We start from the raw sequence: 21,735 nt of genomic DNA, 5'->3' as shown, positions 1-21,735 counted from the left end.
TCACTCACACGAGCGTGATACCTCAGAGTCATATTTATGCCCCAGGGTCATCACGCTCTTTAGGGTGTCCGCCACCGACCCGGTGCGACCGAGCCTTCCGCCCGCTCTCGCCGCCCCGGGTGTGTCGCCTGGGGTGCGCTGCCGGGGGTGGCGCAGCCGGGGGTGCGCGGTCGGTGGGGCGGGCGGGGCAAACAGGGAGGCGTGGTGGCGCTGGGGCGGCGGGTACGTCCGGGGGCGTAGTGGCGGTGCCGCCCGTGGACGCACGCCGACTGGCGTCGACGCCGGCAGAATGACGGCCATGCGGCGGAGTGGGCAGTGGGCGAGGCGGGCGGCTCCCGATGCCGTGCTCGCCCTGGTGCTGCTCGGATTCGGGCTGCTCGCCACTGGCCTGGCCGGGGACAACCAGCCGGGGTCGAGACCGGTGGACGCCACCTGCCGGGTGCTGATCGCGCTCGCCGCGTTGGCCCTGCTGGCCCGGCGGCGTGCTCCGATCGCGACCCTCGCCGTGGTTACCGTGGCCACCGCGACGTACCTGGTGCTCGGGTACCCGTACGGGCCGGTCCTGCTCACCTTCGTGGTCGCGGTGTACACCGTGGCGGTGCGGCTGCCGGTGCGCCCGGCGTCGCTCGCCATCGGTGGCGCGTTCGTGCTGCTGCTGACCCACGTCTTCTGGTCCCGGGGCCCGGCGCCCGGCTGGGCCGGAGTGCTGCCCGCGTCGGCCTGGGCGGTCGTACCGTTCGCGGTGGGAGTGGTGGTGCGGGTCAACCGCGAGGCGGCCGAACGCAGCCGCGCCGAGCAGGCCCGCACCCGTGCCGAGCAGGCCCGCCGCCAGGCTGATGAGGAGCGGCTGCGCATCGCGCAGGAGGTGCACGACGTGGTGGGACACGGGCTGGCCGCGATCAGCATGCAGGCGGAGATCGCCCTGCATCTGCTGCCGAAACGGCCCGAGCAGGCGGAGACCGCGCTCACCGCGATCAGCCGGACCAGCCGGGAGGCCCTGGACGAGCTGCGGGTCACCCTGGGCGCGGTACGGCGGGGAGCGGAGCGTGGGCCGGTACCCGGCCTGGCCCGGCTCCCGGCGCTGCGTGACCGGCTCGCCGGGGCCGGGCTCGCCGTCGAGGTGCGGCTGGTCGGTGATCCCCGGGAGCTGCCCGCGGCGGTGGATCTGGCCGCGTACCGGGTGGTGCAGGAGGCCTTGACCAACGTGCTGCGGCACGCCGGGGTGGCCAGCGCGGAGGTGACCGTCGGCTACCGCTCCGACGAGGTGACCGTCGAGGTCACCGACCGGGGCACGGGCGCTGCCCGCGCCGGGCTCGAGAATGCCGGCGACGAGAGCGGCGGGCACGGTCTGGCCGGGATGCGCGAGCGGGTCGACGCGCTGGGCGGGCGGCTGGCCATCGGGCCGCGCCCCGACGGCGGGTTCCGGGTGCACGCCCGGCTGCCGGTGGAGCCGTCCCCGTGATCCGGGTGCTGATCGCCGACGACCAGGACCTGGTCCGGATCGGGCTGCGCGCGCTGGTCGAGAGCGAGGACGACCTGGCACTGGCCGGCGAGGCGGCCGACGGGCTGCGCGCGGTGGAGTTGGCCCGCCAGGAACGGCCGGACGTGGTGCTGATGGACATCCGGATGCCCGGCATCGACGGGATCGAGGCGACCCGGCGGATCGTCGCCGATCCCGACCTGGTCGGTACGCGGGTGGTGGTGCTCACCACCTTCGAGCTGGACGAATACGTCTTCGACGCGCTGCGGCACGGTGCGAGCGGGTTCCTCACCAAGGACACCCGACCGGCCGAGCTGCTGCGGGCGATCCGGCTGGTCGCCGAGGGGGAGGCGCTGCTGTCGCCCTCGGTCACCCGTCGGGTGGTGCGGGAGTTCGCCACCCGGCCGTCCCGGGTCGCCCGTCCGCACCCCCGACTGGACGCGCTGACCGACCGGGAGCGCCAGGTGGTCGGGTTGGTCGGTGAAGGGCTGAACAACGAGGAGATTGCCGCCCGGCTGGTGGTCAGCCCGGCGACCGCGCGGACCCACGTCAGCCGGGCGATGGGCAAGCTGGGAGCCCGGGACCGGGCCCAGCTCGTCGTCTTCGCGTACCAGTCGGGTTTGGTGTCCGGTTGACGGCGCCGGCGGCCCGGCGCGGGGCGCGGCCGGGACGCGGGGCCGGGCCGGCCGACAGCGGCCGTGCGGCCGGCCGGTTACCCTTGCGGTGGCCGGACTCCGCACTGCCGGCCGCGTTGTGCCCGCCGGAACACTGACAAACGGGATGTTCGCGTGTTTGACACCTTGAGTGACCGCCTGTCCGGGATCTTCACCAAGCTCCGCGGCAAGGGCCGGCTCACCGATGCCGACATCGACGCCACCGCGCGCGAGATCCGTCTCGCGCTGCTGGAGGCGGACGTCGCGCTGCCGGTAGTCAAGGGCTTCATCGCGAACGTCAAGGAGCGGGCGCGCAGCTCAGAGGTCTCCCAGGCGCTGAACCCGGCCCAGCAGATCATCAAGATCGTCAACGAAGAGCTGATCAACGTGCTCGGCGGCGAGGGCCGGCGGCTCCAGTTCGCCAAGCAGCCGCCGACGGTGATCATGCTGGCCGGCCTCCAGGGCTCCGGTAAGACCACCCTGGCCGGCAAGCTGGCCCGCTGGCTCAAGGGCCAGGGGCACCAGCCGCTGCTGGTCGCCGCCGACCTCCAGCGCCCCAACGCCGTCGGGCAGCTCCAGGTGCTCGGTGGCCGCGCCGGCGTCGAGGTGTACGCCCCGGAGCCCGGCAACGGCGTCGGCAACCCGGTGCAGGTCGCGCGCGACTCGATCGAGCACGCCAAGCGGGCCGCCCGGGACATCGTCATCGTCGACACCGCCGGCCGGCTCGGCATCGACACCGAGATGATGCAGCAGGCCGCCGACATCCGCGACGCCGTCAACCCGGACGAGGTCATCTTCGTCATCGACGCGATGGTCGGTCAGGACGCCGTCCGTACCGCAGAGGCGTTCCGCGACGGCGTCGGCATCACCGGCGTGGTGCTCTCCAAGCTCGACGGCGACGCCCGCGGCGGTGCCGCGCTGTCGGTGCGCGAGGTGACCGGGCAGCCGATCCTGTTCGCCTCCACCGGCGAGAAGCTGGAGGACTTCGACGTCTTCCACCCCGACCGGATGGCCAGCCGGATCCTCGGCATGGGCGACGTCCTCACTCTGATCGAGCAGGCCGAGCAGGCCTTCGACTCCGATCAGAAGGAGAAGATGACCGCCAAGCTGATGGGCGGCGAGCAGTTCACCCTGGAGGACTTCCTCGACCAGCTCATCGCGGTACGGCGGATGGGGCCGATCGCCAACGTGCTGGCCATGATGCCGGGCATGGGGCAGATGAAGGACCAGCTCGCGGATCTGGACGACACCCACTTCGACCGGGTCACCGCGATCATCCGATCGATGACCCCCGCCGAGCGCACCACCCCGAAGATCATCAACGGCTCCCGCCGCGCGCGCATCGCCAACGGCTCCGGGGTCACCGTGATGGACGTCAACCAGCTGCTCAACCGCTTCGCCGACGCGCAGAAGATGATGAAGCAGATGGGCGGCATGATGGGCCTGCCCGGCGGCGGCCGGCGCAAGGCGACCAAGTCGCCCAAGAACAAGCGCAAGGGCACCAAGGGTGGCGGTCGGCCGCGTACCGGGGCGGGCGCGGGGATGCCGGGCGGCTTCCCGGGTGGCATGCCGCAGCTCCCGCCGGGGATGGACCCGAACGACCTGGCCGGCGGTCAGGGCCTGCCACCCGGCTTCAAGCTCCCGAAGATCGACTTCAACAAGCTCGGCAAGGGCGACAACCGTCCCCGGTGAACGGGTGTCGGTGAGGGCGGGCGACATCGCGGACGACGGGATGATCCGGTAGGACTGTGCACATGGCTCTTCATGTGCGCGGTGTGCTGCTTCCCGACGACGAGGTCCGGGATCTCTGGCTGGTCGGCGACCGGGTGACCTTCACTCCGGTGCCCGGAGCGGAGACGGTCTCCGACGGTGGCTTCGTCCTGCCGGGGCTGGTCGATGCGCACTGTCACATCGGCATCGCCCGTGGTGGGGCGCCGATCACCTCCCTGGACCAGGCCCGCGAGCTGGCCCATGTCGACCGGGACGCCGGGGTGCTGGCGATCCGCGACGCCGGCTCGCCGTACCCGTACCCCGAGTTGGACGACGAGCCGGGCCTGCCGCGACTGGCCCGCGCCGGCCGGCACGTGGCGCCGCCGAAGCGCTATCTGCGCGACATCGGGGTGGAGGTCGGCGCGGCCGAGGTGGCGGCCACGGTGACCGCGCAGGCGCGCGCCGGCAACGGCTGGGTCAAGCTGGTCGGCGACTGGATCGACCGCGGAGTGGGCGACCTGGCGCCGGCCTGGGACGCGGACACCCTCACCGCGGCCGTGCGGGCCGCGCACGACGCCGGGGTACGCGCGGCGGTGCACACCTTCTCCGAGTCGGCCGTGGAGATCATGGTGCGGGCCGGGGTGGACTCGGTGGAGCACGGCACGGGGCTGAGCCTCGACCTGATCGACGAGATGGCCCGCCAGGGCACCGCGCTGATCCCCACGATGATCAACATTGCCACCTTCGGCGGGATCGCCGAGCAGGCGCGGGACAAGTTCCCCGGGTACGCCGAGCACATGCTGGCGCTGCGGGACCGTTTCCCCGAGGTGGTGCGGGCCGCGCACGAGGCGGGCGTGCCGATCTACGTGGGCACCGACGCGGGCGGTGGCATCGACCACGGGCTGGCCGCCGAGGAGATGCTGCTGCTGCACGAACGGGCCGGAATGGCACCGCTCGACGTGCTCGCCGCCGCCTCCTGGGGCGCCCGGGAGTGGCTCGGCTTCCCCGGCCTGGTCGAGGGCGGCCTCGCCGACCTGACCGTCTACCCCGAGGACCCCCGCCACGACCTGCGCGTCGTCCGCGCCCCGTCCCGCACCATCCTCCGCGGCCACGTCATCCGCTGACACACACGCGCGCGTGCACTGCACTGCAAGATCGCGCTCGATCCTGGATGTAGTGGCCTCGGCGTCATGAGGATGCCACTACATCCAGGAAGCAGCGTGATCTTGCGGGGTGGCAGCGAGCGCCCCACGGTGGGTGGCCTTGCGGGGCGGCGGCGCCGCGCGCGGGATGATCTTGTTGGAGGCGGCGGCGCGCCGCGCGGGGTGATCTTGTGGGCGGCGCGGTGCCGCCGGGCTGGTCCGTGGGGGTCAGCGGGGCGCGCGGGCGGCCGTCATGAAGAGACGCACGGCCAGGTCGGCCAGGGCCGCGGCGGTCTGGTCGATCGGGTCCCGGGGGAGCACGATGTGGCTCACCACCAGGCGGACGATGGTGTCGGTGGCGAAGGCCAGCGCGGCCGGGTCGGCGTCCGGCAGGTAGTCGCCGACCCACTCGATCAGCGCGCCGGACGCCTCGGTGAGCACCACCTCGGCCCGGGTGGTCAGGTACGGCAGCAGCTCGTCCGAGCCGCCCCGGGCGCTCGTCAGGATCGCCTTGACCAGCGGGTTGTCCGCCGCCGCGGCGAGGGTGTGCGCGATCGCCGCGTACGCGCCGGCCCGGACGTCGGGACCGTTCGCGACCAGCGCGGCCCGGACGTCGCCGACGAACCGGTCGACCTCCTGTCGGGCGAGCGCCTCGGCCAGGCCGGCCTTGCTGCCGAACTCGTTGTAGACGGTCTGCCGGCTCACCCCGGCCGCGGTGGCCACCCCACCCATCCGGACCGCGTCCCAGCCGGCGGCGATGGTCCGCGCGCGGGCGGCGTCCACGATCGTGTCCCGCAGTCGCTGTCGCGGTGAGTCCGTCGATGCAGTCATGGTGGTCGAAGTGTACGGTCGCCCCGGCAGCGCGCCCAGGGGCCGACACAGTCGCCGCGACGAGTGGGTGCGGAACACCGCCCGGCGCGGCGCGGCGCCTCCCGGACGCGGCGGCCCTCCGTGCGACGCATAGGATATGCGGTCATGGCACGCGTGCTCACTCCCCGCGCGGAGGACTTCCCCCGCTGGTACCAGGACCTGATCGCCAAGGCGAAGCTGGCCGACAATGGCCCGGTCCGCGGCACGATGGTCATCCGACCGGCCGGCTACGCCATCTGGGAGCGGATGCAGGCCGAGATGGACGCCCGGATCAAGGCGGCCGGCGCGGAGAACGCGTACTTCCCGCTGTTCATCCCCGAGAGCTACCTCAAGCGTGAGGCCCAGCACGTCGAGGGCTTCTCGCCGGAGCTGGCGGTGGTCACCCACGGTGGCGGCAAGCAGCTCGCCGAGCCGGTGGTGGTGCGTCCCACCAGCGAGACGGTGATCGGCGAGTTCATGGCCAAGTGGATCGACTCGTACCGGGACCTGCCGCTGCTGCTCAACCAGTGGGCCAACGTGGTCCGCTGGGAGCTGCGCCCGCGGATCTTCCTGCGTACCAGTGAGTTCCTCTGGCAGGAGGGGCACACCGCGCACGCCACCCGCGAGGACGCCCGGGCCTACGCCCGGCGGATCCTGCACGAGGCGTACGAGGACCTGATGGTCAACGTGATCGGCATCCCGGTGGTGGTGGGCCTGAAGACGGCCCGCGAGCGGTTCGCCGGTGCGACCGCCACGTACACCTGCGAAGGCATGATGGGCGACGGCAAGGCGCTCCAGTTGGGCACCAGCCACGAGCTGGGCCAGAACTTCTCCAAGGCGTTCGACATCAGCTACTCCTCGGCCGAGGGCGGTCGGGAGCACGCCTGGACCACCTCCTGGGGCACGTCGACCCGGATGCTCGGTGGCCTGATCATGGCCCACGGTGACGACAACGGCCTGCGCGTGCCGCCGAAGCTGGCGCCGGTGCAGGCGTACGTCATGGTGGTCAAGGACGGCGACGGGGTGCGCGAGGCGGCGGCCAAGCTGCGCGACGGCCTGCGCGACGCCGGTGTCCGGGTCGCGCTCGACGACCGGACCGACACCCCGTTCGGCCGCCGGGCCGTCGACGCCGAGCTGCGCGGTTATCCGGTACGCGTCGAGGTCGGCCCCCGCGACCTGGCCGCCGGCAACGCGGTGGTGGTGCGCCGTACCGACGGATCGAAGGCCCCCACGCCGGTGGCCGACGTGGTCGGCGCGGTGCTCGCCGCCCTGGAGACCGACCAGCAGGTGCTGCACGACCAGGCGCTGGCCAACCGGGAGTCGCGCACGGTGGAGGTGGCCACCCTCGCCGAGGCGATCGAGGCCGCCGCGACCGGCTGGGCGCGGGTGCCGTGGTCGGCGGTTGGCGTGGCCGGCGAGGCCGAGGCGAACGGCCAGGGCGTCACGGTGCGCTGCCTGCTTCGCGCCGATGGCTCGGTGCCGGATTCCGAGGACGAGCCCGACCTGGTCGCGATCCTCGCCCGCGCCTACTGAGGTGCGTCCGAGCGGCCCCGCCGACCGGTTCGTGCCGGGTCGGCTGATCATGCACCGCAACGTGCGGCACGGCCGGATCGGGTGGGTCCGGCCGGGCCGGGTGGTCAGCGACGACGAGCGCGGGCTGCTGGTCTGGATCGCCCGGGACTCGCCGGTGGCCCACGAGGTCACCGAGGCGGGGCTGGGGATGCGGGCGATGCCGTTCGCCCAGTGGATCTCGTCGACGTACCGACTGGCGCACGGCCGCTGGAACGGGCCACCGCTGCTGAAGTTCCTGCCCACCGGGGCGGCGCACTCCGTCTGGTGGTTCCGCGACGAGCACGGCCGGTTCGCCCACTGGTACGTCAACCTGGAGGAGCCCGGCGTCCGCTGGGACGACGGCCCGGTGGCCGGAGTCGACGTGGTGGACCAGGACCTCGACGTGCTGGTCCGCCCGGATCGCAGTTGGCAGTGGAAGGACGAGGATGAGTTCGTCGAGCGTCTCGCCTTCCCCGACGACTACTGGGTGACCGACGAGAAGGCGGTCCGGGCCGAGGGGGAGCGGGTGATCGCGCTCGCCGAGGCGGGTGAGTTCCCGTTCGACGGCACCTGGTGCGACTTCGCACCTCCGGATGACTGGGACGTACCGGACGAACTGCCGCCGGGATGGGACCGCCCGCCGGTGCGCTGAGAGGTGTCCCCGGTCACCGGCCGGGGTGAGCCGGGCGCGGTGTCCGGGTCCGGTGCGAGAGATCGGCGTCGGATCTGGCAGAATGGGTCGCTGGTATCCGGCGCGCGTCCGGCGCCCTCTAACCCAGGCGCGTTGCCAGTCCACCGAGTGGTCTCCGGCCCAACCCCACTGTGCCGTCGGCGCTCACCCATACACACCGCCCGTGCCGGGCTGGTGAGATCGCAACAGGAGCGAAACAACTGTGGCCGTAAAGATCCGGCTCCTGCGGATGGGTAAGATCCGCAACCCGCAGTACCGCATCGTCATCGCCGACTCGCGCACCAAGCGTGACGGTCGGGCGATCGAGTTCGTCGGGGTGTACCAGCCGAAGGAGGACCCTTCGGTCATCGAGGTCAAGTCGGAGCGGGTCCAGTACTGGCTGTCCGTCGGCGCTCAGCCGAGCGAGGCGGTGCAGCGGCTGCTGGAGCTGACCGGTGACTGGCAGAAGTTCAAGGGCCTGCCGGCCCCGCCGCCGCTGCTGGTCGCCCCCGAGCGGGCCGACCGCAAGGCGGCGTACGAGGCTGAGGCGAAGGCCGCCGCCGGGCTCGCCCCGGAGGCCCCGGCCAAGCCGGCCAAGAAGGCCGCCAAGGCCACCGAGGCCCCGAAGACCGAGGCTCCGAAGACCGAGGCCCCGGCCGAGGCTCCGAAGACCGAGGCCCCGGCCGAGGCTCCGAAGACCGAGGCTCCGGCCGAGGCCCCGGCCGCCGCTGCCGACGCCGGTGAGCAGGCCTGACATGCCTCTGCGTCCGGCGTTGGAGCACCTGGTCAAGGGCATCGTCGACCACCCGGACGACGTCCGGGTGCGGATGGTCGATTCCCGTCGGGGCAAGCGGCTGGAAGTCCGCGTGCACCCCGAGGACCTCGGCACTGTGATCGGGCGGTCCGGCCGGACCGCCAAGGCGCTGCGCCAGGTGATCGGCTCCATCGGCGGGCGCGGGGTACGCGTCGACATCGTCGACTCGTACTGATGCAGCTCGTCATTGGCAGGATCGGCAAGCCGCACGGCGTCCGCGGTGAGGTCACCGTGGAAGTGCGGACCGACGAGCCCGAAGCGCGGTTCGCCCCTGGCACAGTGCTCCGCACTGAGCCGGGGGCGACGCCCCCGACTGCATCCGAGCGGAGCACTGGTGTGCTGCGCACTGAGTCGGGGGCGGTTCCGCCGCCCGAGCCGGCGGACGGGCCCGGGGTGCTGTTCCGGGTCCCGGCGGAGCTGACCATCGAGGCGGCCCGCTGGCACCAGGGGCGGATGCTCGTGGCGTTCGACGGCGTACTGGACCGCGACGGCGCCGAGGCGCTGCGCGGCACCCTGCTCGTGGTGGACAGCGCCGACGTGGAGCCGCCGGAGGACCCGGAGGAGTTCCACGACCACCAGCTGGTCGGGCTGGCCGTGGTCACCCCAACCGGTGAGCGGCTGGGCGAGGTGGCCCGGATCGACCACGCGCCCTCCTCTGACCTGCTGGTGCTGCGGCGCCCCGAGGGGCGTACCGCGCTGATCCCGTTCGTCCGGGCGATCGTTCCGGAGGTCGACCTGGCCGGTGGACGTGTGATCGTCGACCCGCCGGCCGGACTGCTCGATCTCTAGCCCGCTGGAGCACCCCCGCATGCGCGTCGACGTCGTGTCGATCTTTCCGGAGTACTTCGCTCCGCTGGACCTGTCGCTCATCGGGCGTGCCCGGGCCAACGGCGTACTCAAGCTCGCCGTGCACGACCTGCGGACCTGGACCCACGACGTGCACCGCACGGTCGACGACACCCCCTACGGCGGCGGGCCGGGAATGGTGATGCGCCCGGAGCCGTGGGGTGAGGCGCTGGATGCGCTCGCGCCGGCCGAGGCCCCGCCGCCCCGGCTGTTGGTGCCCTCACCGGCCGGTGCCCAGTTCACCCAGGCCATGGCCTACGAGCTGGCCGCCGAGCCGCACCTGCTCTTCGCCTGCGGCCGGTACGAGGGGATCGACCAGCGGGTGCTGGCGCACGCCGCGACCCGGATGCCGGTCACCGAGGTGTCGCTCGGCGACTACGTGCTCTTCGGCGGCGAGGTGGCGGTGCTGGTGATCCTGGAGGCGGTCACCCGGCTGCTGCCCGGCGTGCTGGGCAACGCCGGCTCGCTGGACGAGGAGTCGCACGCGCACGGGCTGCTGGAGGCACCGATCTACACCAAGCCGCCGAGCTGGCGCGGGCACGAGGTGCCGGAGGTGCTCCGCTCCGGCGACCACGGGAAGATCGCCCGCTGGCGGCGCGAGGAGGGGCTGCTACGCACCGCCGCCCGGCGCCCGGACCTGCTCGCCGCCCTGCCGCCCGATCAGCTCGACAAACGGGACATCGCGGCGCTGGACCGGGCCGGATTTCAGTCGCCACCGGATGATGTGGCAAAGTAGAGGGGTTGCCGCATCCGTCCGCGCCCGCGGGCGGTTGCGAGGATCCCCGACCGGGGTCGGCTCGCCGACCACCACCCGGAGATCAGAATCACCCACCCGCGCGCCGAGTGACGGTGCGCCGTGAGCCTTACGAGGACGCAGCGATGAACATCCTGGACGCCCTTGACGCCCAGTCGAAGCGGACCGACCTTCCCGACTTCCGGGCCGGTGACACCGTCAAGGTGCACGCCCGGGTCGTCGAGGGCAACCGGTCCCGTGTCCAGATCTTCCAGGGCGTCGTCATCCGCCGCCAGGGTGACGGACTGCGCGAGACCTTCTCGGTCCGCAAGGTCAGCTTCGGTGTCGGCGTCGAGCGGACCTACCCGATCAACGGCCCGGGCATCGACCGGATCGAGATCGTGACCCGCGGTGACGTGCGTCGCGCCAAGCTGTACTACCTGCGCGAGCTGCGCGGCAAGAAGGCCAAGATCAAGGAGAAGCGGGAGAAGCAGCCCAGCTGACTTCACGCTCGCCACGCCGCCTGAACTGCGCGTATGCCGTACCGACCGGACCGCACTACCCTGGTCGTACGGGCGCAGCGAGGCGGCGGCCCCGCCCACGTGGCGGGCAGCCGTCCACAACCGCCCGTGGAGCCTCAACGAGGCTCCCGGGCGGTTGTGTATCTGCGGACCGGGGAGTGGCGTGGTGCAGACGCTTGACGAGGACGGCACCGTCGATCCGTGGCGCCGACGGGCCCGGCGCACCCGCCGGCAGATGCCCCTCTGGCAGGAGCTGCCGCTGCTGCTGGTCGTCGCGTTCTGCCTCGCGGTGCTGATCCGCACCTTCCTGCTCCAGGCGTTCTTCATTCCGTCCGGCTCGATGGAGGACACCCTCCTGATCGGTGACCGGGTGCTGGTCAACAAGGTCGTCTACGACGTCCGCGACCCGGTGCGTGGCGAGGTGGTCGTCTTCCGGGGCACCGACCGCTGGGCGCCGCAGGTCGACGAGCAGCCCGAGCCGGGCTTCGCCGGCAAGCTCACCCGGACAGTCGGCGACCTGGTCGGGGTGAGCCGCCCCGGTGAGAAGGACTTCATCAAGCGGGTGATCGGCCTCCCCGGCGACCGGATCAAGTGCTGCGACAGCCAGGGCCGGGTCACCGTCAACGGCACCCCGCTCGACGAGCCGTACGTGCTGCGGGACTCCCCGCTGGACCTGCCACCCAACCCGGGGGAGTGCCGCTCCCGGCGCTTCGACGAGGTGGTCGTACCACCCGGCCAGATCTTCGTGATGGGCGACCACCGGGAGGTCTCCCAGGACGCGCGCTGCCAGGGCCCGGTGCCGATCGACAACGTGGTGGGCCGGGCCTTCATGGTGGTCTGGCCGTCCTCCCGGTGGAACGCGCTGTCGGTGCCGTCGACGTTCGACGACGTGGCCGGGCCGACCGCCGCGTCCTCCGGGGCGCCCCCGGTCCGACCGACTCCGCAGGGCGGTGTGCTGCTGCTTCTTCCGTTGGTAGCCGTGCTGCGTGGTTCTCGCGCGTTCCGGACGGTGCCGTCCAGTCCGGCAACGTAGGCTCCTTGGCGTGATTGACGAGCAGACCGACAAGCCCCGCAGCTCCTTCTGGAAGGAGCTGCCGATCCTGCTGGGTGTGGCGATCCTGGTCGCGGTGCTGGTCCGCGCCTTCGTGCTGCAGACCTTCTTCATCCCCTCCCCGTCCATGGAGAACACTCTCAAGATCGATGACCGGGTGCTGGTCAACAAGCTGGTCTATGACTTCCGATCACCGCATCGCGGCGAGGTGATCGTGTTCAAGGCTCCGATCGAGTGGAGCGGCAACCCCAAGGGCGAGGACTTCATCAAGCGGGTGATCGGTGTCGGTGGCGACCATGTGGTCTGCTGCGACCCGCAGGAACGGCTGATGATCAACGGCAAGTCGCTGGACGAGCCGTACATCTTCTCGTCGAAGGGGATTCGCGACAAGCCGGCCGACCAGGAGTTCGACATCACCGTGCCGAAGGGTCGGCTGTGGGTGATGGGCGACCACCGCTCGGCCTCGGGCGACTCGCTGGAGCACTGGCAGCAGTCCGGGCAGAACATCACCGATGCCACCATCCCCGAGGACGAGGTGGTCGGGCGGGCGTTCACCGTCTTCTGGCCGGTCAACCGGGCGACCTGGCTGACCGTGCCGGAGCAGTTCGAGGGCATCCCGAAGCCGTAGGCCGACCGGGGCGTGGGCGATCCGCCGTCGGTCTGGCAGGCTGGGGCGGTGACCGTCTACACCCCTCGACGCGCGGCCCGCGTGCTGCTCGTCGACGCGGCCGGCCGGGTCCTGCTCTTTCACGGCTTCGACCCGGCCCGCCCCGGGCACCGCTACTGGTTCACGCCGGGCGGCGGGCTGGATCCGGCAGAGTCGCCCGCGGCCGGCGCGGCCCGGGAGTTGGCCGAGGAGACCGGGTTGCGGCTCGACCCCGCCGAGTTGGGCGAGCCGGTCTGGTCCGACACCACCGAGTTTCCGTTCGACGGCAGGTGGTACCGCCAGCAGCAGGACTTCTTCCTGCTCCGGGTGCCGTCGTGGCAGGTGGACACCGCGGGCTTCGACGACATCGAGCAGCGCAGCATCGCCGGTCACCGGTGGTGGCCGCCGGATGAGCTGGCGGCCAGCGGTGAGCGGTACTACCCGGCCGAGCTGCCAGCCCTGCTGACGCGGCTCCTGCGCCCGACCGCCGGCGCCGGCCGGGACGAGGCGTCGTGCTGACCCCGCCGCGCACCGTCGTGCGCCGGGAGGCCGGGCTGTACGCCTTGGAGCGGGCGCTGCAACGGCGCGGCTTCCGGCAGGTGGCCGGGGCCGACGAGGCCGGCCGAGGCGCGTGCGCCGGTCCACTGGTCGCCGCCGCGGCGATCCTCCCCGAGGGGCGGCGCGGCGAGATCGACGAGCTGGCCGACTCCAAGCTGCTGACCCCGGCCAGCCGGGAGCGGGTGTACGCGGAGGTCGTGGACCGCGCACTGGCGTACGCCGTGGTGGTCATTCCGGCCGACGAGGTCGACTCCCGAGGTCTGCACGTGTGCAACCTGGCCGCGATGCGCCGGGCGCTCGCCTCGCTCACCACCCGGCCGGAGTACGTGCTGACCGACGGCTTTGGTGTGGACGGCCTGGGCGTGCCGGGGCTGGCGGTGTGGAAGGGCGACCGGGTGGCCGCCTGCGTGGCGGCGGCCAGCGTGCTCGCCAAGGTCACCCGGGATCGGATCATGGTGGAGCTGGACGGGGTGTTCCCGGCGTACGGTTTCGCCGAGCACAAGGGCTACATCACCCCGGAGCACACCGCGGCGCTGCGGGAGCACGGGCCGTGCCGGGAGCACCGGTTCTCGTACATCAATGTCGCCGCGATCTCCGGCCGTGACGGCCGGCCGCCGCGCGCCCGTCGGCCCGTCGGTCCCGGCGCGGACGAGCCGATGGAGCGCTCCTGGGCGTCAGGGGGTACCGTCGGCGTGGCGTTGGGCGAGCAGCCTCGGCCTCCGGCGCCGGTGGGGGAAGATGTGGTCATGGAAGGCGGAGTGCGATGAGCGCGGAAGATCTCGAGAAGTACGAGACCGAGATGGAGCTGCAGCTCTACCGGGAGTACCGCGACATTGTCCGCCAGTTCTCCTACGTGGTGGAGACGGAACGCCGGTTCTACCTGGCCAACCAGGTCGACCTGCACGTGCGCAACTCCGACGGCGAGGTCTACTTCGAGGTCGAGATGCACGACGCCTGGGTGTGGGACATGTACCGTCCTGCCCGCTTCGTGAAGAACGTCCGGGTGATGACCTTCAAGGACGTCAACGTCGAGGAGCTGGAGAAGCCCGACATCTCGCTGCCCGCCGACTCCGGCTTCGGCGGCTGACCGCGCCCGTCCCGCCCGGGCGTACCACGGGCCCCCCACCCGTGGCGTAGCCCTCGCGACCGGTCACTCGGCCGGCACCACGACCTCGACCCGCTGCACCAGGTTGTTGGCGAAGCCGCCACGGTTCCACGGCTGCTCGACCGGCTGGGTCCGCCCGGACGCGTCGGTCGCCCGCGCGCCGAGCACGTACCGGCCCGGCGTCGCGGTCCACTCGTGGCGCCACCGCCGCCAGGCGAAATCCCCGCCCTCCGCCGGGTCCAGCTCGGCCGGTGCCCAACTCGCCCCGCCGTCGGTGGTCACCTCCACGGCGACCACCGGCGCGTGCCCCGACCAGGCCCGACCGTCCAGAGTGCACGGTCCAGCCCGAAGCACCCGACGGCGGGACATGAAGTCGGGGAAGCCGGGCGGGCGGACCAGCGCGCGCGGCTCGATCCTGGTGACCGGCACCCCCGGGTCGTCGGCGTCACGGCGCACCCGGTACGCCACCGCGTTCTGGTAGCCCTCGAACGGCTCGGTCCGGACGTCGATCGAGTGGACCCACTTGACGTGCGCCATGCCGTACCAGCCCGGCACGATCAGCCGCAGCGGCGCGCCGTGCTGCGGCAGCAGGGGAGACCCGTTCATCTCGTACGCCAGCAGCACCTCCTCACGCAGCGCGTCGGCGACCGGCAGCGCCCGCTGGTAGTCCTGCTCCACCCCGCGCTCGACGCCGTGATCGGCGCCCGTGAAGACCACGTCGACCGCGTCCGGCCCGAGACCCGCCTCGCGCAGCAGCGGCGCCAGCGGGGTGCCGGTCCACTCGGCGTTGCCGACCGCCTCAACCAGCCAGGGCTGGCTGACCGGCCGGGGGTGCAGCAGGGCCCGACCGTTGCCGGCGCACTCCAGGGTGACCTGCTGGGTGACCCGGGGCCGCTCGCGCAACTCGGCCAGGGTGACGGTCAGCGGCCGGTCCACCGCACCGCCGACGGTCAGCGCGTGCGTGTCCGGGTCCAGCTCCGGGATGTCGTAGTGGATGAGCAGGTAGTGCAGCCCGGCCGGGGTGACGTCGTAGCGCAGCGCCTCCAACGGGATGCCGTGGTTGCGAGCCGCGAGCTGCAACTCCTCGGCACTGATCGCCTCGTCCGCCTCGGCCAGCCGGGACGGGCCGCTCACGTCGGCCACCGTGGGCGCGCCGACGGCCCCGGGGTACGGCGTGCTGTCGTCCTTGCCCGGCCCCGACTTCCGGTCATCGACAACGGTCATGTGGGCCTCCCCGGTCCGTGCGGCGGCGCTGCGCCGCGCTCGCGGCCCAGCCTAGGCCCTCCGCGAAGGTCCCAGCACTGCCCCGTGCGCGGCCTCCCCGAGCGGCGGGAGTTCCGGCAGCAGGGCCGGCCGCTCGGGCAACGGGAGCGGCAGATTGGCGGGTCGGCGGCGTGGTCGGGCAGGGTCAGCGGGGGAGGAAGTGGAACATCGTCACCCCGGGCGGCAGCGGCCGGGGACGGCCGAGCTGGCGGTGCACGCCGACGCCGACCCCGTCCGCCGGGGTACCGACCGCGACCGGGGCGAACCCCTCCTGCGCGAACCAGTCACAGATGGTGGGCACCAGATCGGGCTCACGCCGATGCCGCGTCCAGATCACCGTGCCGCCACTCGCGCAGAGCGCGGCGCTGTGTCCGATGGTGGCCCGGACGTCGGCGTCCGAGACGTTGCCGAACACCCCGCAGAGCAGCACCAGGTCGGCCGGGGCCAGATCGGCGTACGCGTCGGTCACCGCCGCGTCGCCGACCACCACCTGCACGCCGGTGAGACCGGCCGCCTCGGCGGCGTCCACGGCCACTGCGGCGTTGCGCGGGTCCAGCTCGACCAGGCGGGCGGTCACGTCGTCGCGGCGGGGGTGCATGGCGAGGACCGGGATGAGGTCCCGACCCTGGCCAGCGCAGGCGCTGACCACCCGCAGCGGCCCGGCCGGCGCCCGGTCCAGGGCAGCCCGGACCTGACCCCGCACCTCGGCCAGCCGGGCGGCCAGCGCCGAACCCGGCTGGTCGTAGTCGCTGTGCCAGGCGAGCCAGTCCCGGTTCATCCGCCCAGCCTATGGAGCCTCGGGCGGCTCTGACATAGCAGATCGTCGACGGCTTCGGGTGGTCGTCCACAGCACCGCCGGTCATCCACAGCTCGGCCGCCCGGGGTGGTGGGCGACCGGGGCCGGTCGGAGGCTGCCGTCATGCGACCGCCATCCGCCCCGCGTACCGGCTCGATCCGCCGCACCGTGCTGCTCTACGCCGCCTTTCCACTCGCGCTCACCATCCAGCTCTGCTGCCTCGCGCTGCTGGTCGCGGCTGTGCCCGGTCGTCCACCGGCACCGGTCGTGCCGGTCGCGGTGGTGGCGTCCGTCCCGGCCGACGCCGGGCCGGGGCGGTTCCGTTGGCCGGTCGACGGGCCGCCCCGCCCGGTCCGCCGGTTCGACCCGCCGCCCCGACCGTGGCTGGCCGGGCACCGGGGGGTGGACCTGGCCGCCCCGCCCGGAGCGGTGGTCCGCAGCGCCGGGCCAGGCACCGTGCTCTTCGCGGGCCCGGTGGCCGGTCGACCGGTGGTCACCGTCGGGCACGCCGGCGGGCTGCGGACCACCCACGAGCCGGTGCGCCCGGCGGTACGCCCCGGCCAGCCGGTCACCGCCGGTGCGCCACTGGGCGACCTGCTGCCCGGGCATCCGGGCTGCCCGGCCGTGGTCTGCCTGCACTGGGGGCTGCGCCGAGGCACGGAATACCTCGACCCGCTGGCCCTGCTCGGCCTCGGACCGGTCCGACTGCTCCCCCTCGGAGGGGTCAGCGCTGGGCGAGCAGCGCCGGCAGCCGCACTGCCAACCGCTCGTACTCGTCGGCGGTGTTGTAGACCTGACCGGCGAGCCGCAGCCACCCCCGCCCGTTCCAGTTCGTCACCGCCACCTCGGCAGCCAACCGCTCGCCGATCCGCGTCTGCAGCGCCCGCGCAGCGTCGATGGTGGTAGCCGTGCCAGCTGGCAGCGGAATGAGACGCAGAGCAACCCCCGGTCCGCCCGGGTCGGGCAGGTGGGCGGGGGACACCCCCAGCGCGTCGCCCACCACCCGCTGGCCGTACGCGGCGAGCGCGGCGTTGTGCGCCCGCACCCGGTCGACGCCGAGACTGCGCAACGTGAACAGGCCCGCCGGGGCGGCCAGCCAGGAGGTGTAGTCGAGGGTGCCCTGCCACTCGATCCGGGCCGGGAAGCCGGAGTCCTGCTCCCAGGAGACCACCAGCGGCTCGATCCGGTCCCGCCACGTCTCGGCCACCGCTAGCAGGGCGGTCCCGCGGGGGGCGTACCCCCACTTGTGCAGGTTGCCCGCCCAGAAGTCGGCACCGATGCTGCTCACCGGGGTCGGCAGCATGCCCGGCGCGTGCGCGGCGTCCACCAGCACCGGCACGCCGTGTTCACGGGCCACCCCGACGATGGCGGCGGTCGGGAAGAGCTTGGCGGTGGCCGAGGTGAGCTGATCGACGACGAGCAGCCGGGTCCGCCCGGGGCGCAGGCCGGCACGGATGGTCTGCACCACCTGCTCGTCGGTGGCGGCCAGCGGGACCGGCAGGACCCGGCTGACCGCGCCCGTCCGGCGGCACTCCCGCTGGATGGCCAGGCTCACCGCCCCGTACCCGTGGTCGGTGCTGAGCACCTCGTCACCGGGTTGCAGGCCCAGCGACTGGAGCACCACGGCGACGCCGGTGGTGGTGTTGCCGACCAGGGCGCTGCCATCCGGGTCGGCACCCAGGAACCCGGCGAGGTGCCGGCGGGTGTGCGCGATCCGATCGACCAGCCCCTGGGTGAAAAAGCGCAGCGGGTTGCTCTCCATCTCGTCGCGCAGGCGCTGCTGGGCGCGCTGCACGCCGATCGGCACCGCCCCGAACGAGCCGTGGTTGAGATGGCTGACCGCCGGGTCGAGGGCGAACAGCAGGCGGGCGCCCGGGATCGGCTCGGGGGGTTGCGGGACGCTCACCCGATGAGCGTAACCGCCGGTCGATCATCACCGAGCGGTTCGCCAACCAGGCAGGGCCGGCGCCGAACGGCCGTGGCTCCGCTGGCTGCCCTCCGCTGGCTGCGGCCGCTGGTGGCGTTCGCTGTTGCATCTGCCGGGCTGCGTCAACGCGGAGCCGGCCCGCCCGGGGTCAGGCGCGGGGGTGGGCCTGGCGGTAGGCAGCGCGTAGCCGCTCCACCGAGACGTGCGTGTAGATCTGTGTGCTGGCCAGCGACGAGTGGCCGAGCAGCTCCTGCACGGCGCGCAGGTCCGCGCCGCCCTCCAGGAGATGGGTGGCGGCGGAGTGGCGCAGCCCGTGCGGGCTCGTCCGGGGCAGGCCGGTGGCCTCGGCGTACCCGCCGACGATCTGCCGCGCGGTGGTCGGGTTGAGCCGGCCGCCCCGGGCACCGACCAGCAGCGCGTCACCCGAACGGGCACCGGCCAGAATCGGGCGCCCCCGACTCAGCCAGTCATCCAGCGCCCGCTGTGCCGGCACCCCGTACGGCACCGAGCGCTCCCGCCCGCCCTTGCCGAACACCCGGATCACCCGGCGGCCGTGGTCGACGTCTCCGACGTCCAACCCGCAGGCCTCGCTGATCCGCACCCCGGTGGCGTAGAGCAGTTCCAGCAGCACCCGGTCGCGCAACGGGACCGCCTCGGCCGCCGCACCTCCTGCCGTGCCAGGCGTCGCATCCGGCGTTGCCCCGTCCGGCGTTGCCCCGTCCGGCGTTGCCCCGCCCGGTGTTGTCCTGTTTTGTGTTGCCCCGGTCGGTGTCGGCCCGCCCGGCGTTGCCCGGCCCGGTGTCTGCCCCGCCGGTGCCGGGCCGGCCGGTGTTTTCAGCGTTGATGTGGGGACGGGTGGCAGCCGGGTCGGTGCCTCGACCAGGGCGGCGGCCTGGTCGGCGCGCAGGACCGAAGGTAACTCCCGGTGCGCGCGAGGGCTGGCCAGCGTGGCGCCCACGTCGGCGGGGAGCAGCCCTGCCCGGTGCGCCCACGCGCTGAACGCCCTCGCCGACGCGCCCCGCCGGGCCAGCGACGTGCGGGCGGCACCGGTGGTCCGCTGTCGGGCCAGCCAGCTGCGCAGCACCGACAGGTCCAGTTCGGCCAGGTCGACGCAGCCCATCCGGACGGCATGGTCGAGCAGTGAGACCAGGTCGGTGACGTACGCGCGGACGGTGTGCGCCGACCGGTTGCGGACCCTGGACAGGTGCTCGGCGAAGTCGTCGACCGCATCGCGCAGCGCAGGCGGCAACTCCTGGTGCACGGCCCGGGTGCCCCGGGCAGGCCGACTCATCGCCGCCCGACCGGCGGCGTCGCGGTGCGGGCCGGTCGATCGGCCCGCGCATCCCCGCTGACAGCTGGCACGGCACCAGCCTACGGCCGAGCGTCGTCCACCGCCGGCCGCGCCACTGTGGTCACCGCCGGTGTCGTTGGCGCGGCCGGCAGTGGCGGCGGCGCCCCGGTGGTCCGCGGCCCTGTGGTCGCCGCCGGTGTGGTCGGCGTTCCGTGCGCTGCTGTCGTCGGCGTCCCGCGCTTCGGTCGAGTGGGCGGGGCGAGGGCATAGCCGTCCTCGCGGCGGACGACCAGCGACAGTTCCTCCAAGAGGGACAGCTTGCGCAGCGTGATTCGCACCCCGACCCCGGCTCGGGCGGCGAGCCTGTCCACGCCCATTGCGCCTCGGCGGGGAAGCGCCTCCAGCAGCGATCGGGCGTCGTCGTCGAGCCCGTCGGCCGGCCGCTGCGGGCCTCGCGCCACCGGGGCCAGGTCCGCGCCGATCCGGCCCACCTCCTCGAGCACGTGCCCCACCCCGGTGACCAGCCGGGCCTTGGGGAACTCGCGGAGCAGTTCGTGCGCGCCGACGGACATCGCTGAGGTCACCGGCCCGGGCACCACCATGGCCGCCCGGCCTGTGTAGATGGCCCGCCGGGCGGTCTGCGTCGCGCCGCTGCGCGCCGACGCCTCCACCACGACGGTGCCGAGGGTGCCGCCGGCGATCGCCATTCCTAGCTCTTCCATGCAATGACGATAGTCGATGGGTCGAAATACGTACTGCCCGGTGTCCAGCCGCGCGGGCGGCCCTTCTTCTGGCGGTTGATGGTCGGCACCAGCAGCGTGTCGATGGCGGCGCGCCTGCGGTGTAGATCGAGCGCGCTCCAGGCAGCGGCCGGGTCTGCCACGCCGACCAGCCCGGCCAGCGCGTCCCCGCGTCCGGCGGCGGCCATCTGCTCTTCGACCTCGACCAGCCGCGCTCGCAGTCGCTCCGAGCCCTCGCGCAGCTGGCGGACGTCGATCGCGCCGTCGGCGTACGCAGCGGCCAGGCCGTCGAGACGTTCCCGTAGTCCGCTCGCGTCGAGCTGAAGCGCGCCGGCGTCCGGGCGCCCGGACGCCACCAGTAGGTCGACTACGTCCGGGCGCGACAGTCGCTCGACCACCACCGCGGCCACGTAGGCGTCGACCTCGGAAGCGTTGCGGGTCACGCATTTCGACACCTTGCAGGTGTACGACGGCACCGACCGGGTCTTCGTGGCCACGAGGGTTGCCCGAACCGGCGCCCCGCAGACGCCGCAGAGCGCCAGCCCGCTCAGCATCCACCGGCGAGCCGACGACCACTGCGTGCGCCGACCCGGGTGAGTCAGCACCGACACGAGCGCCCGCCAGCGGTCCTCGTCGACCAGCGGCGGCCACGCGGCAGGCCCGACGACTTCGCCGCGGTGCTCACGGAGTCCGGCGTTGCGGGCGCGCAGCAGCACCTTGCGCAGCTCAGTAGCTGTCCACGCGCGGCCGGTCGACGTCACCAACCCGCGCGCGTTCATCGCTGCGGCGTGGCCGCGCAAGCTTCCCCCGGACAGGATCGCGTCGGTGGCCTCCGCGACCGCCCGCGCCTCGTCAGGTCGGAGCGTGACGCCGTCCGGCTCGTACCCGTACGGCCGGCGCCCACCGCCCCACCGCCCATCGGCGGCAGCCTGCTGCTTGGCGCGCTGTTGACGCTCCACCTGGTGCTCGACCTCGTACCGGGCGACGGCGCCGAGCTGGCGCGCGACCATCCGACCGCTCGGTGTGCTCAGGTCCAGCGGTCCGGCCTTGACGGTGAAGGTCGGGACGCCGCGCGGCTCGCACGCCGAGATGTACTCCTCCAGCTCGGTGGGGGAGCGGTGCAGTCGGTCGGTATGCCAGGCGAGCACGGCGTCGATGCGTGCCGCAGCGATGTCGTCGAGCATTCGGCGGTACGCGGGGCGCGGCTTGCCCGAGTAGGCGGATAGGTCGTTGTCGCTATAAACCTGCGCTACGGTCAGCCCGTGCCGCCCGGCCAGCTCCCGGCAGTCCTGTTCCTGCCGGGCGACGCCGAGGCCGCCTCCCTCGCGGTCACGGCTGATCCGAACATAGATGGCGGCTCGCGTCATGGCGCTGAGTATGGCATAGCTT

Annotated in this window: 22 protein-coding genes and 2 pseudogenes; 17 read left to right on the top strand and 7 right to left on the bottom strand. The window is 73.1% G+C overall.

Annotation, left to right across the window (positions count from 1 at the left end; all coding sequences use genetic code 11):
- Positions 1–298 precede the first annotated feature (298 nt).
- From ACFY29_RS24195 to ACFY29_RS24180, 4 genes are all read left to right on the top strand, one after another.
- Positions 299–1,462 carry a sensor histidine kinase gene (locus ACFY29_RS24195; RefSeq protein WP_386989800.1) on the top strand — a complete coding sequence of 388 codons (1,164 nt, stop codon included), beginning with the start codon at positions 299–301 and terminating at the stop codon, positions 1,460–1,462.
- Entirely contained in the window at positions 1,459–2,115 is a 657-nt protein-coding gene (locus ACFY29_RS24190) for a response regulator (RefSeq protein WP_386989798.1), read from the top strand. The genes ACFY29_RS24195 and ACFY29_RS24190 overlap by 4 nt, the downstream gene beginning before the upstream one ends.
- A 153-nt stretch (positions 2,116–2,268) precedes the next feature.
- Entirely contained in the window at positions 2,269–3,825 is a 1,557-nt protein-coding gene (ffh, locus tag ACFY29_RS24185; protein WP_386989796.1) for a signal recognition particle protein, read from the top strand.
- Between the two features lie 62 nt (positions 3,826–3,887).
- Positions 3,888–4,967 (top strand): amidohydrolase family protein, encoded by a 1,080-nt coding sequence (locus tag ACFY29_RS24180; RefSeq protein WP_355615357.1) that lies wholly within the window; start codon positions 3,888–3,890, stop codon positions 4,965–4,967.
- A gap of 246 nt (positions 4,968–5,213) precedes the next feature.
- Here the strand turns inward: ACFY29_RS24180 and ACFY29_RS24175 are convergent, their stop codons facing one another.
- Positions 5,214–5,816 (bottom strand): TetR family transcriptional regulator, encoded by a 603-nt coding sequence (locus tag ACFY29_RS24175; RefSeq protein WP_386989794.1) that lies wholly within the window; start codon positions 5,814–5,816, stop codon positions 5,214–5,216.
- 144 nt (positions 5,817–5,960) lie between these two features.
- On the opposite strand from ACFY29_RS24175, the gene proS reads away from it, so the two are divergent.
- The 12 genes from proS to ACFY29_RS24115 all read left to right on the top strand — a co-directional run bounded on the left by proS (position 5,961) and on the right by ACFY29_RS24115 (position 14,311).
- Positions 5,961–7,367 carry a proline--tRNA ligase gene (gene proS, locus ACFY29_RS24170; protein WP_386989792.1) on the top strand — a complete coding sequence of 469 codons (1,407 nt, stop codon included), beginning with the start codon at positions 5,961–5,963 and terminating at the stop codon, positions 7,365–7,367.
- 49 nt (positions 7,368–7,416) lie between these two features.
- Positions 7,417–8,037 carry a DUF402 domain-containing protein gene (locus ACFY29_RS24165; protein ID WP_386989938.1) on the top strand — a complete coding sequence of 207 codons (621 nt, stop codon included), beginning with the start codon at positions 7,417–7,419 and terminating at the stop codon, positions 8,035–8,037.
- 241 nt (positions 8,038–8,278) lie between these two features.
- Positions 8,279–8,809 carry a 30S ribosomal protein S16 gene (gene rpsP, locus ACFY29_RS24160; protein ID WP_386989790.1) on the top strand — a complete coding sequence of 177 codons (531 nt, stop codon included), beginning with the start codon at positions 8,279–8,281 and terminating at the stop codon, positions 8,807–8,809.
- Positions 8,784–9,044 carry an RNA-binding protein gene (locus ACFY29_RS24155; protein ID WP_172862164.1) on the top strand — a complete coding sequence of 87 codons (261 nt, stop codon included), beginning with the start codon at positions 8,784–8,786 and terminating at the stop codon, positions 9,042–9,044. Before rpsP ends, ACFY29_RS24155 begins: the two co-directional genes overlap by 26 nt.
- Positions 9,044–9,658: a ribosome maturation factor RimM gene (gene rimM, locus ACFY29_RS24150; protein WP_386989788.1), complete on the top strand. Its 615-nt coding sequence runs from the start codon at positions 9,044–9,046 to the stop codon at positions 9,656–9,658. Before ACFY29_RS24155 ends, rimM begins: the two co-directional genes overlap by 1 nt.
- 19 nt (positions 9,659–9,677) lie before the next feature.
- Complete coding sequence (gene trmD / locus ACFY29_RS24145) at positions 9,678–10,451, top strand: tRNA (guanosine(37)-N1)-methyltransferase TrmD (RefSeq protein ID WP_386989786.1); 774 nt, start codon at positions 9,678–9,680, stop codon at positions 10,449–10,451.
- A 143-nt stretch (positions 10,452–10,594) separates the two neighbouring features.
- Positions 10,595–10,951, top strand: a complete 357-nt coding sequence (rplS, locus tag ACFY29_RS24140) for a 50S ribosomal protein L19 (RefSeq protein WP_091245871.1) — start codon at positions 10,595–10,597, stop codon at positions 10,949–10,951.
- A 181-nt stretch (positions 10,952–11,132) separates the two neighbouring features.
- Positions 11,133–12,002: a signal peptidase I gene (gene lepB / locus ACFY29_RS24135; RefSeq protein WP_386989783.1), complete on the top strand. Its 870-nt coding sequence runs from the start codon at positions 11,133–11,135 to the stop codon at positions 12,000–12,002.
- A 10-nt stretch (positions 12,003–12,012) separates the two neighbouring features.
- Positions 12,013–12,648, top strand: a complete 636-nt coding sequence (gene lepB / locus ACFY29_RS24130; protein WP_386989781.1) for a signal peptidase I — start codon at positions 12,013–12,015, stop codon at positions 12,646–12,648.
- Positions 12,649–12,696: 48 nt separating this feature from the next.
- A complete protein-coding gene (locus tag ACFY29_RS24125; RefSeq protein ID WP_386989779.1) occupies positions 12,697–13,185 on the top strand; it encodes an NUDIX hydrolase in 489 nt (162 codons plus the stop codon).
- Positions 13,179–13,991, top strand: coding sequence for a ribonuclease HII (locus ACFY29_RS24120; RefSeq protein ID WP_355614105.1), 813 nt, complete (start codon positions 13,179–13,181; stop codon positions 13,989–13,991). Before ACFY29_RS24125 ends, ACFY29_RS24120 begins: the two co-directional genes overlap by 7 nt.
- Positions 13,988–14,311 carry a DUF2469 domain-containing protein gene (locus ACFY29_RS24115; protein ID WP_007075222.1) on the top strand — a complete coding sequence of 108 codons (324 nt, stop codon included), beginning with the start codon at positions 13,988–13,990 and terminating at the stop codon, positions 14,309–14,311. The genes ACFY29_RS24120 and ACFY29_RS24115 overlap by 4 nt, the downstream gene beginning before the upstream one ends.
- A gap of 63 nt (positions 14,312–14,374) precedes the next feature.
- Here the strand turns inward: ACFY29_RS24115 and ACFY29_RS24110 are convergent, their stop codons facing one another.
- Both ACFY29_RS24110 and ACFY29_RS24105 read right to left on the bottom strand, forming a co-directional pair.
- Entirely contained in the window at positions 14,375–15,553 is a 1,179-nt protein-coding gene (locus tag ACFY29_RS24110) for a sulfite oxidase (protein WP_386989776.1), read from the bottom strand.
- Between the two features lie 184 nt (positions 15,554–15,737).
- Entirely contained in the window at positions 15,738–16,370 is a 633-nt protein-coding gene (locus ACFY29_RS24105) for an SAM-dependent methyltransferase (protein ID WP_386989774.1), read from the bottom strand.
- Positions 16,371–16,511: 141 nt separating this feature from the next.
- On the opposite strand from ACFY29_RS24105, the pseudogene ACFY29_RS24100 reads away from it, so the two are divergent.
- Positions 16,512–17,111 (top strand): annotated as a pseudogene (locus tag ACFY29_RS24100) (murein hydrolase activator EnvC family protein); the annotation flags it as partial.
- Between the two features lies 1 nt (position 17,112).
- Here the strand turns inward: ACFY29_RS24100 and ACFY29_RS24095 are convergent.
- The 4 genes and pseudogenes from ACFY29_RS24095 to ACFY29_RS24080 form a co-directional block, all read right to left on the bottom strand.
- Positions 17,113–18,294: an aminotransferase class V-fold PLP-dependent enzyme gene (locus ACFY29_RS24095; protein ID WP_386989772.1), complete on the bottom strand. Its 1,182-nt coding sequence runs from the start codon at positions 18,292–18,294 to the stop codon at positions 17,113–17,115.
- Between the two features lie 169 nt (positions 18,295–18,463).
- Complete coding sequence (locus ACFY29_RS24090; RefSeq protein WP_386989770.1) at positions 18,464–19,606, bottom strand: tyrosine recombinase XerC; 1,143 nt, start codon at positions 19,604–19,606, stop codon at positions 18,464–18,466.
- Positions 19,607–19,686: 80 nt separating this feature from the next.
- Positions 19,687–20,307: pseudogene (locus ACFY29_RS24085) on the bottom strand (DNA-processing protein DprA); the annotation flags it as partial.
- 8 nt (positions 20,308–20,315) lie between these two features.
- The gene (locus ACFY29_RS24080) at positions 20,316–21,713 is read right to left on the bottom strand and encodes a recombinase family protein (protein WP_386989768.1); all 1,398 of its coding nucleotides are present in this window, start codon (positions 21,711–21,713) and stop codon (positions 20,316–20,318) included.
- Positions 21,714–21,735: the final 22 nt, after the last annotated feature.

This window comes from Micromonospora sp. NPDC000668, assembly GCF_042897975.1.
Lineage (GTDB): Bacteria > Actinomycetota > Actinomycetes > Mycobacteriales > Micromonosporaceae > Micromonospora.
This window is presented reverse-complemented; position numbering and strand designations above follow the sequence as displayed.

What these genes read in the sequence shown, in the direction of transcription:
- ACFY29_RS24195 (WP_386989800.1), top strand. Translation starts at nt 299, where the DNA reads ATGCGGCGGAGTGGGCAGTGGGCGAGGCGGGCGGCTCCCGATGCCGTG.
- ACFY29_RS24180 (WP_355615357.1), top strand. Translation starts at nt 3,888, where the DNA reads ATGGCTCTTCATGTGCGCGGTGTGCTGCTTCCCGACGACGAGGTCCGG.
- ACFY29_RS24175 (WP_386989794.1), bottom strand. Translation starts at nt 5,816, where the DNA reads ATGACTGCATCGACGGACTCACCGCGACAGCGACTGCGGGACACGATC.
- proS (WP_386989792.1), top strand. Translation starts at nt 5,961, where the DNA reads ATGGCACGCGTGCTCACTCCCCGCGCGGAGGACTTCCCCCGCTGGTAC.
- ACFY29_RS24165 (WP_386989938.1), top strand. Translation starts at nt 7,417, where the DNA reads ATGCACCGCAACGTGCGGCACGGCCGGATCGGGTGGGTCCGGCCGGGC.
- rimM (WP_386989788.1), top strand. Translation starts at nt 9,044, where the DNA reads ATGCAGCTCGTCATTGGCAGGATCGGCAAGCCGCACGGCGTCCGCGGT.
- trmD (WP_386989786.1), top strand. Translation starts at nt 9,678, where the DNA reads ATGCGCGTCGACGTCGTGTCGATCTTTCCGGAGTACTTCGCTCCGCTG.
- rplS (WP_091245871.1), top strand. Translation starts at nt 10,595, where the DNA reads ATGAACATCCTGGACGCCCTTGACGCCCAGTCGAAGCGGACCGACCTT.
- ACFY29_RS24115 (WP_007075222.1), top strand. Translation starts at nt 13,988, where the DNA reads ATGAGCGCGGAAGATCTCGAGAAGTACGAGACCGAGATGGAGCTGCAG.
- ACFY29_RS24110 (WP_386989776.1), bottom strand. Translation starts at nt 15,553, where the DNA reads ATGACCGTTGTCGATGACCGGAAGTCGGGGCCGGGCAAGGACGACAGC.
- ACFY29_RS24105 (WP_386989774.1), bottom strand. Translation starts at nt 16,370, where the DNA reads ATGAACCGGGACTGGCTCGCCTGGCACAGCGACTACGACCAGCCGGGT.
- ACFY29_RS24090 (WP_386989770.1), bottom strand. Translation starts at nt 19,606, where the DNA reads ATGAGTCGGCCTGCCCGGGGCACCCGGGCCGTGCACCAGGAGTTGCCG.
- ACFY29_RS24080 (WP_386989768.1), bottom strand. Translation starts at nt 21,713, where the DNA reads ATGACGCGAGCCGCCATCTATGTTCGGATCAGCCGTGACCGCGAGGGA.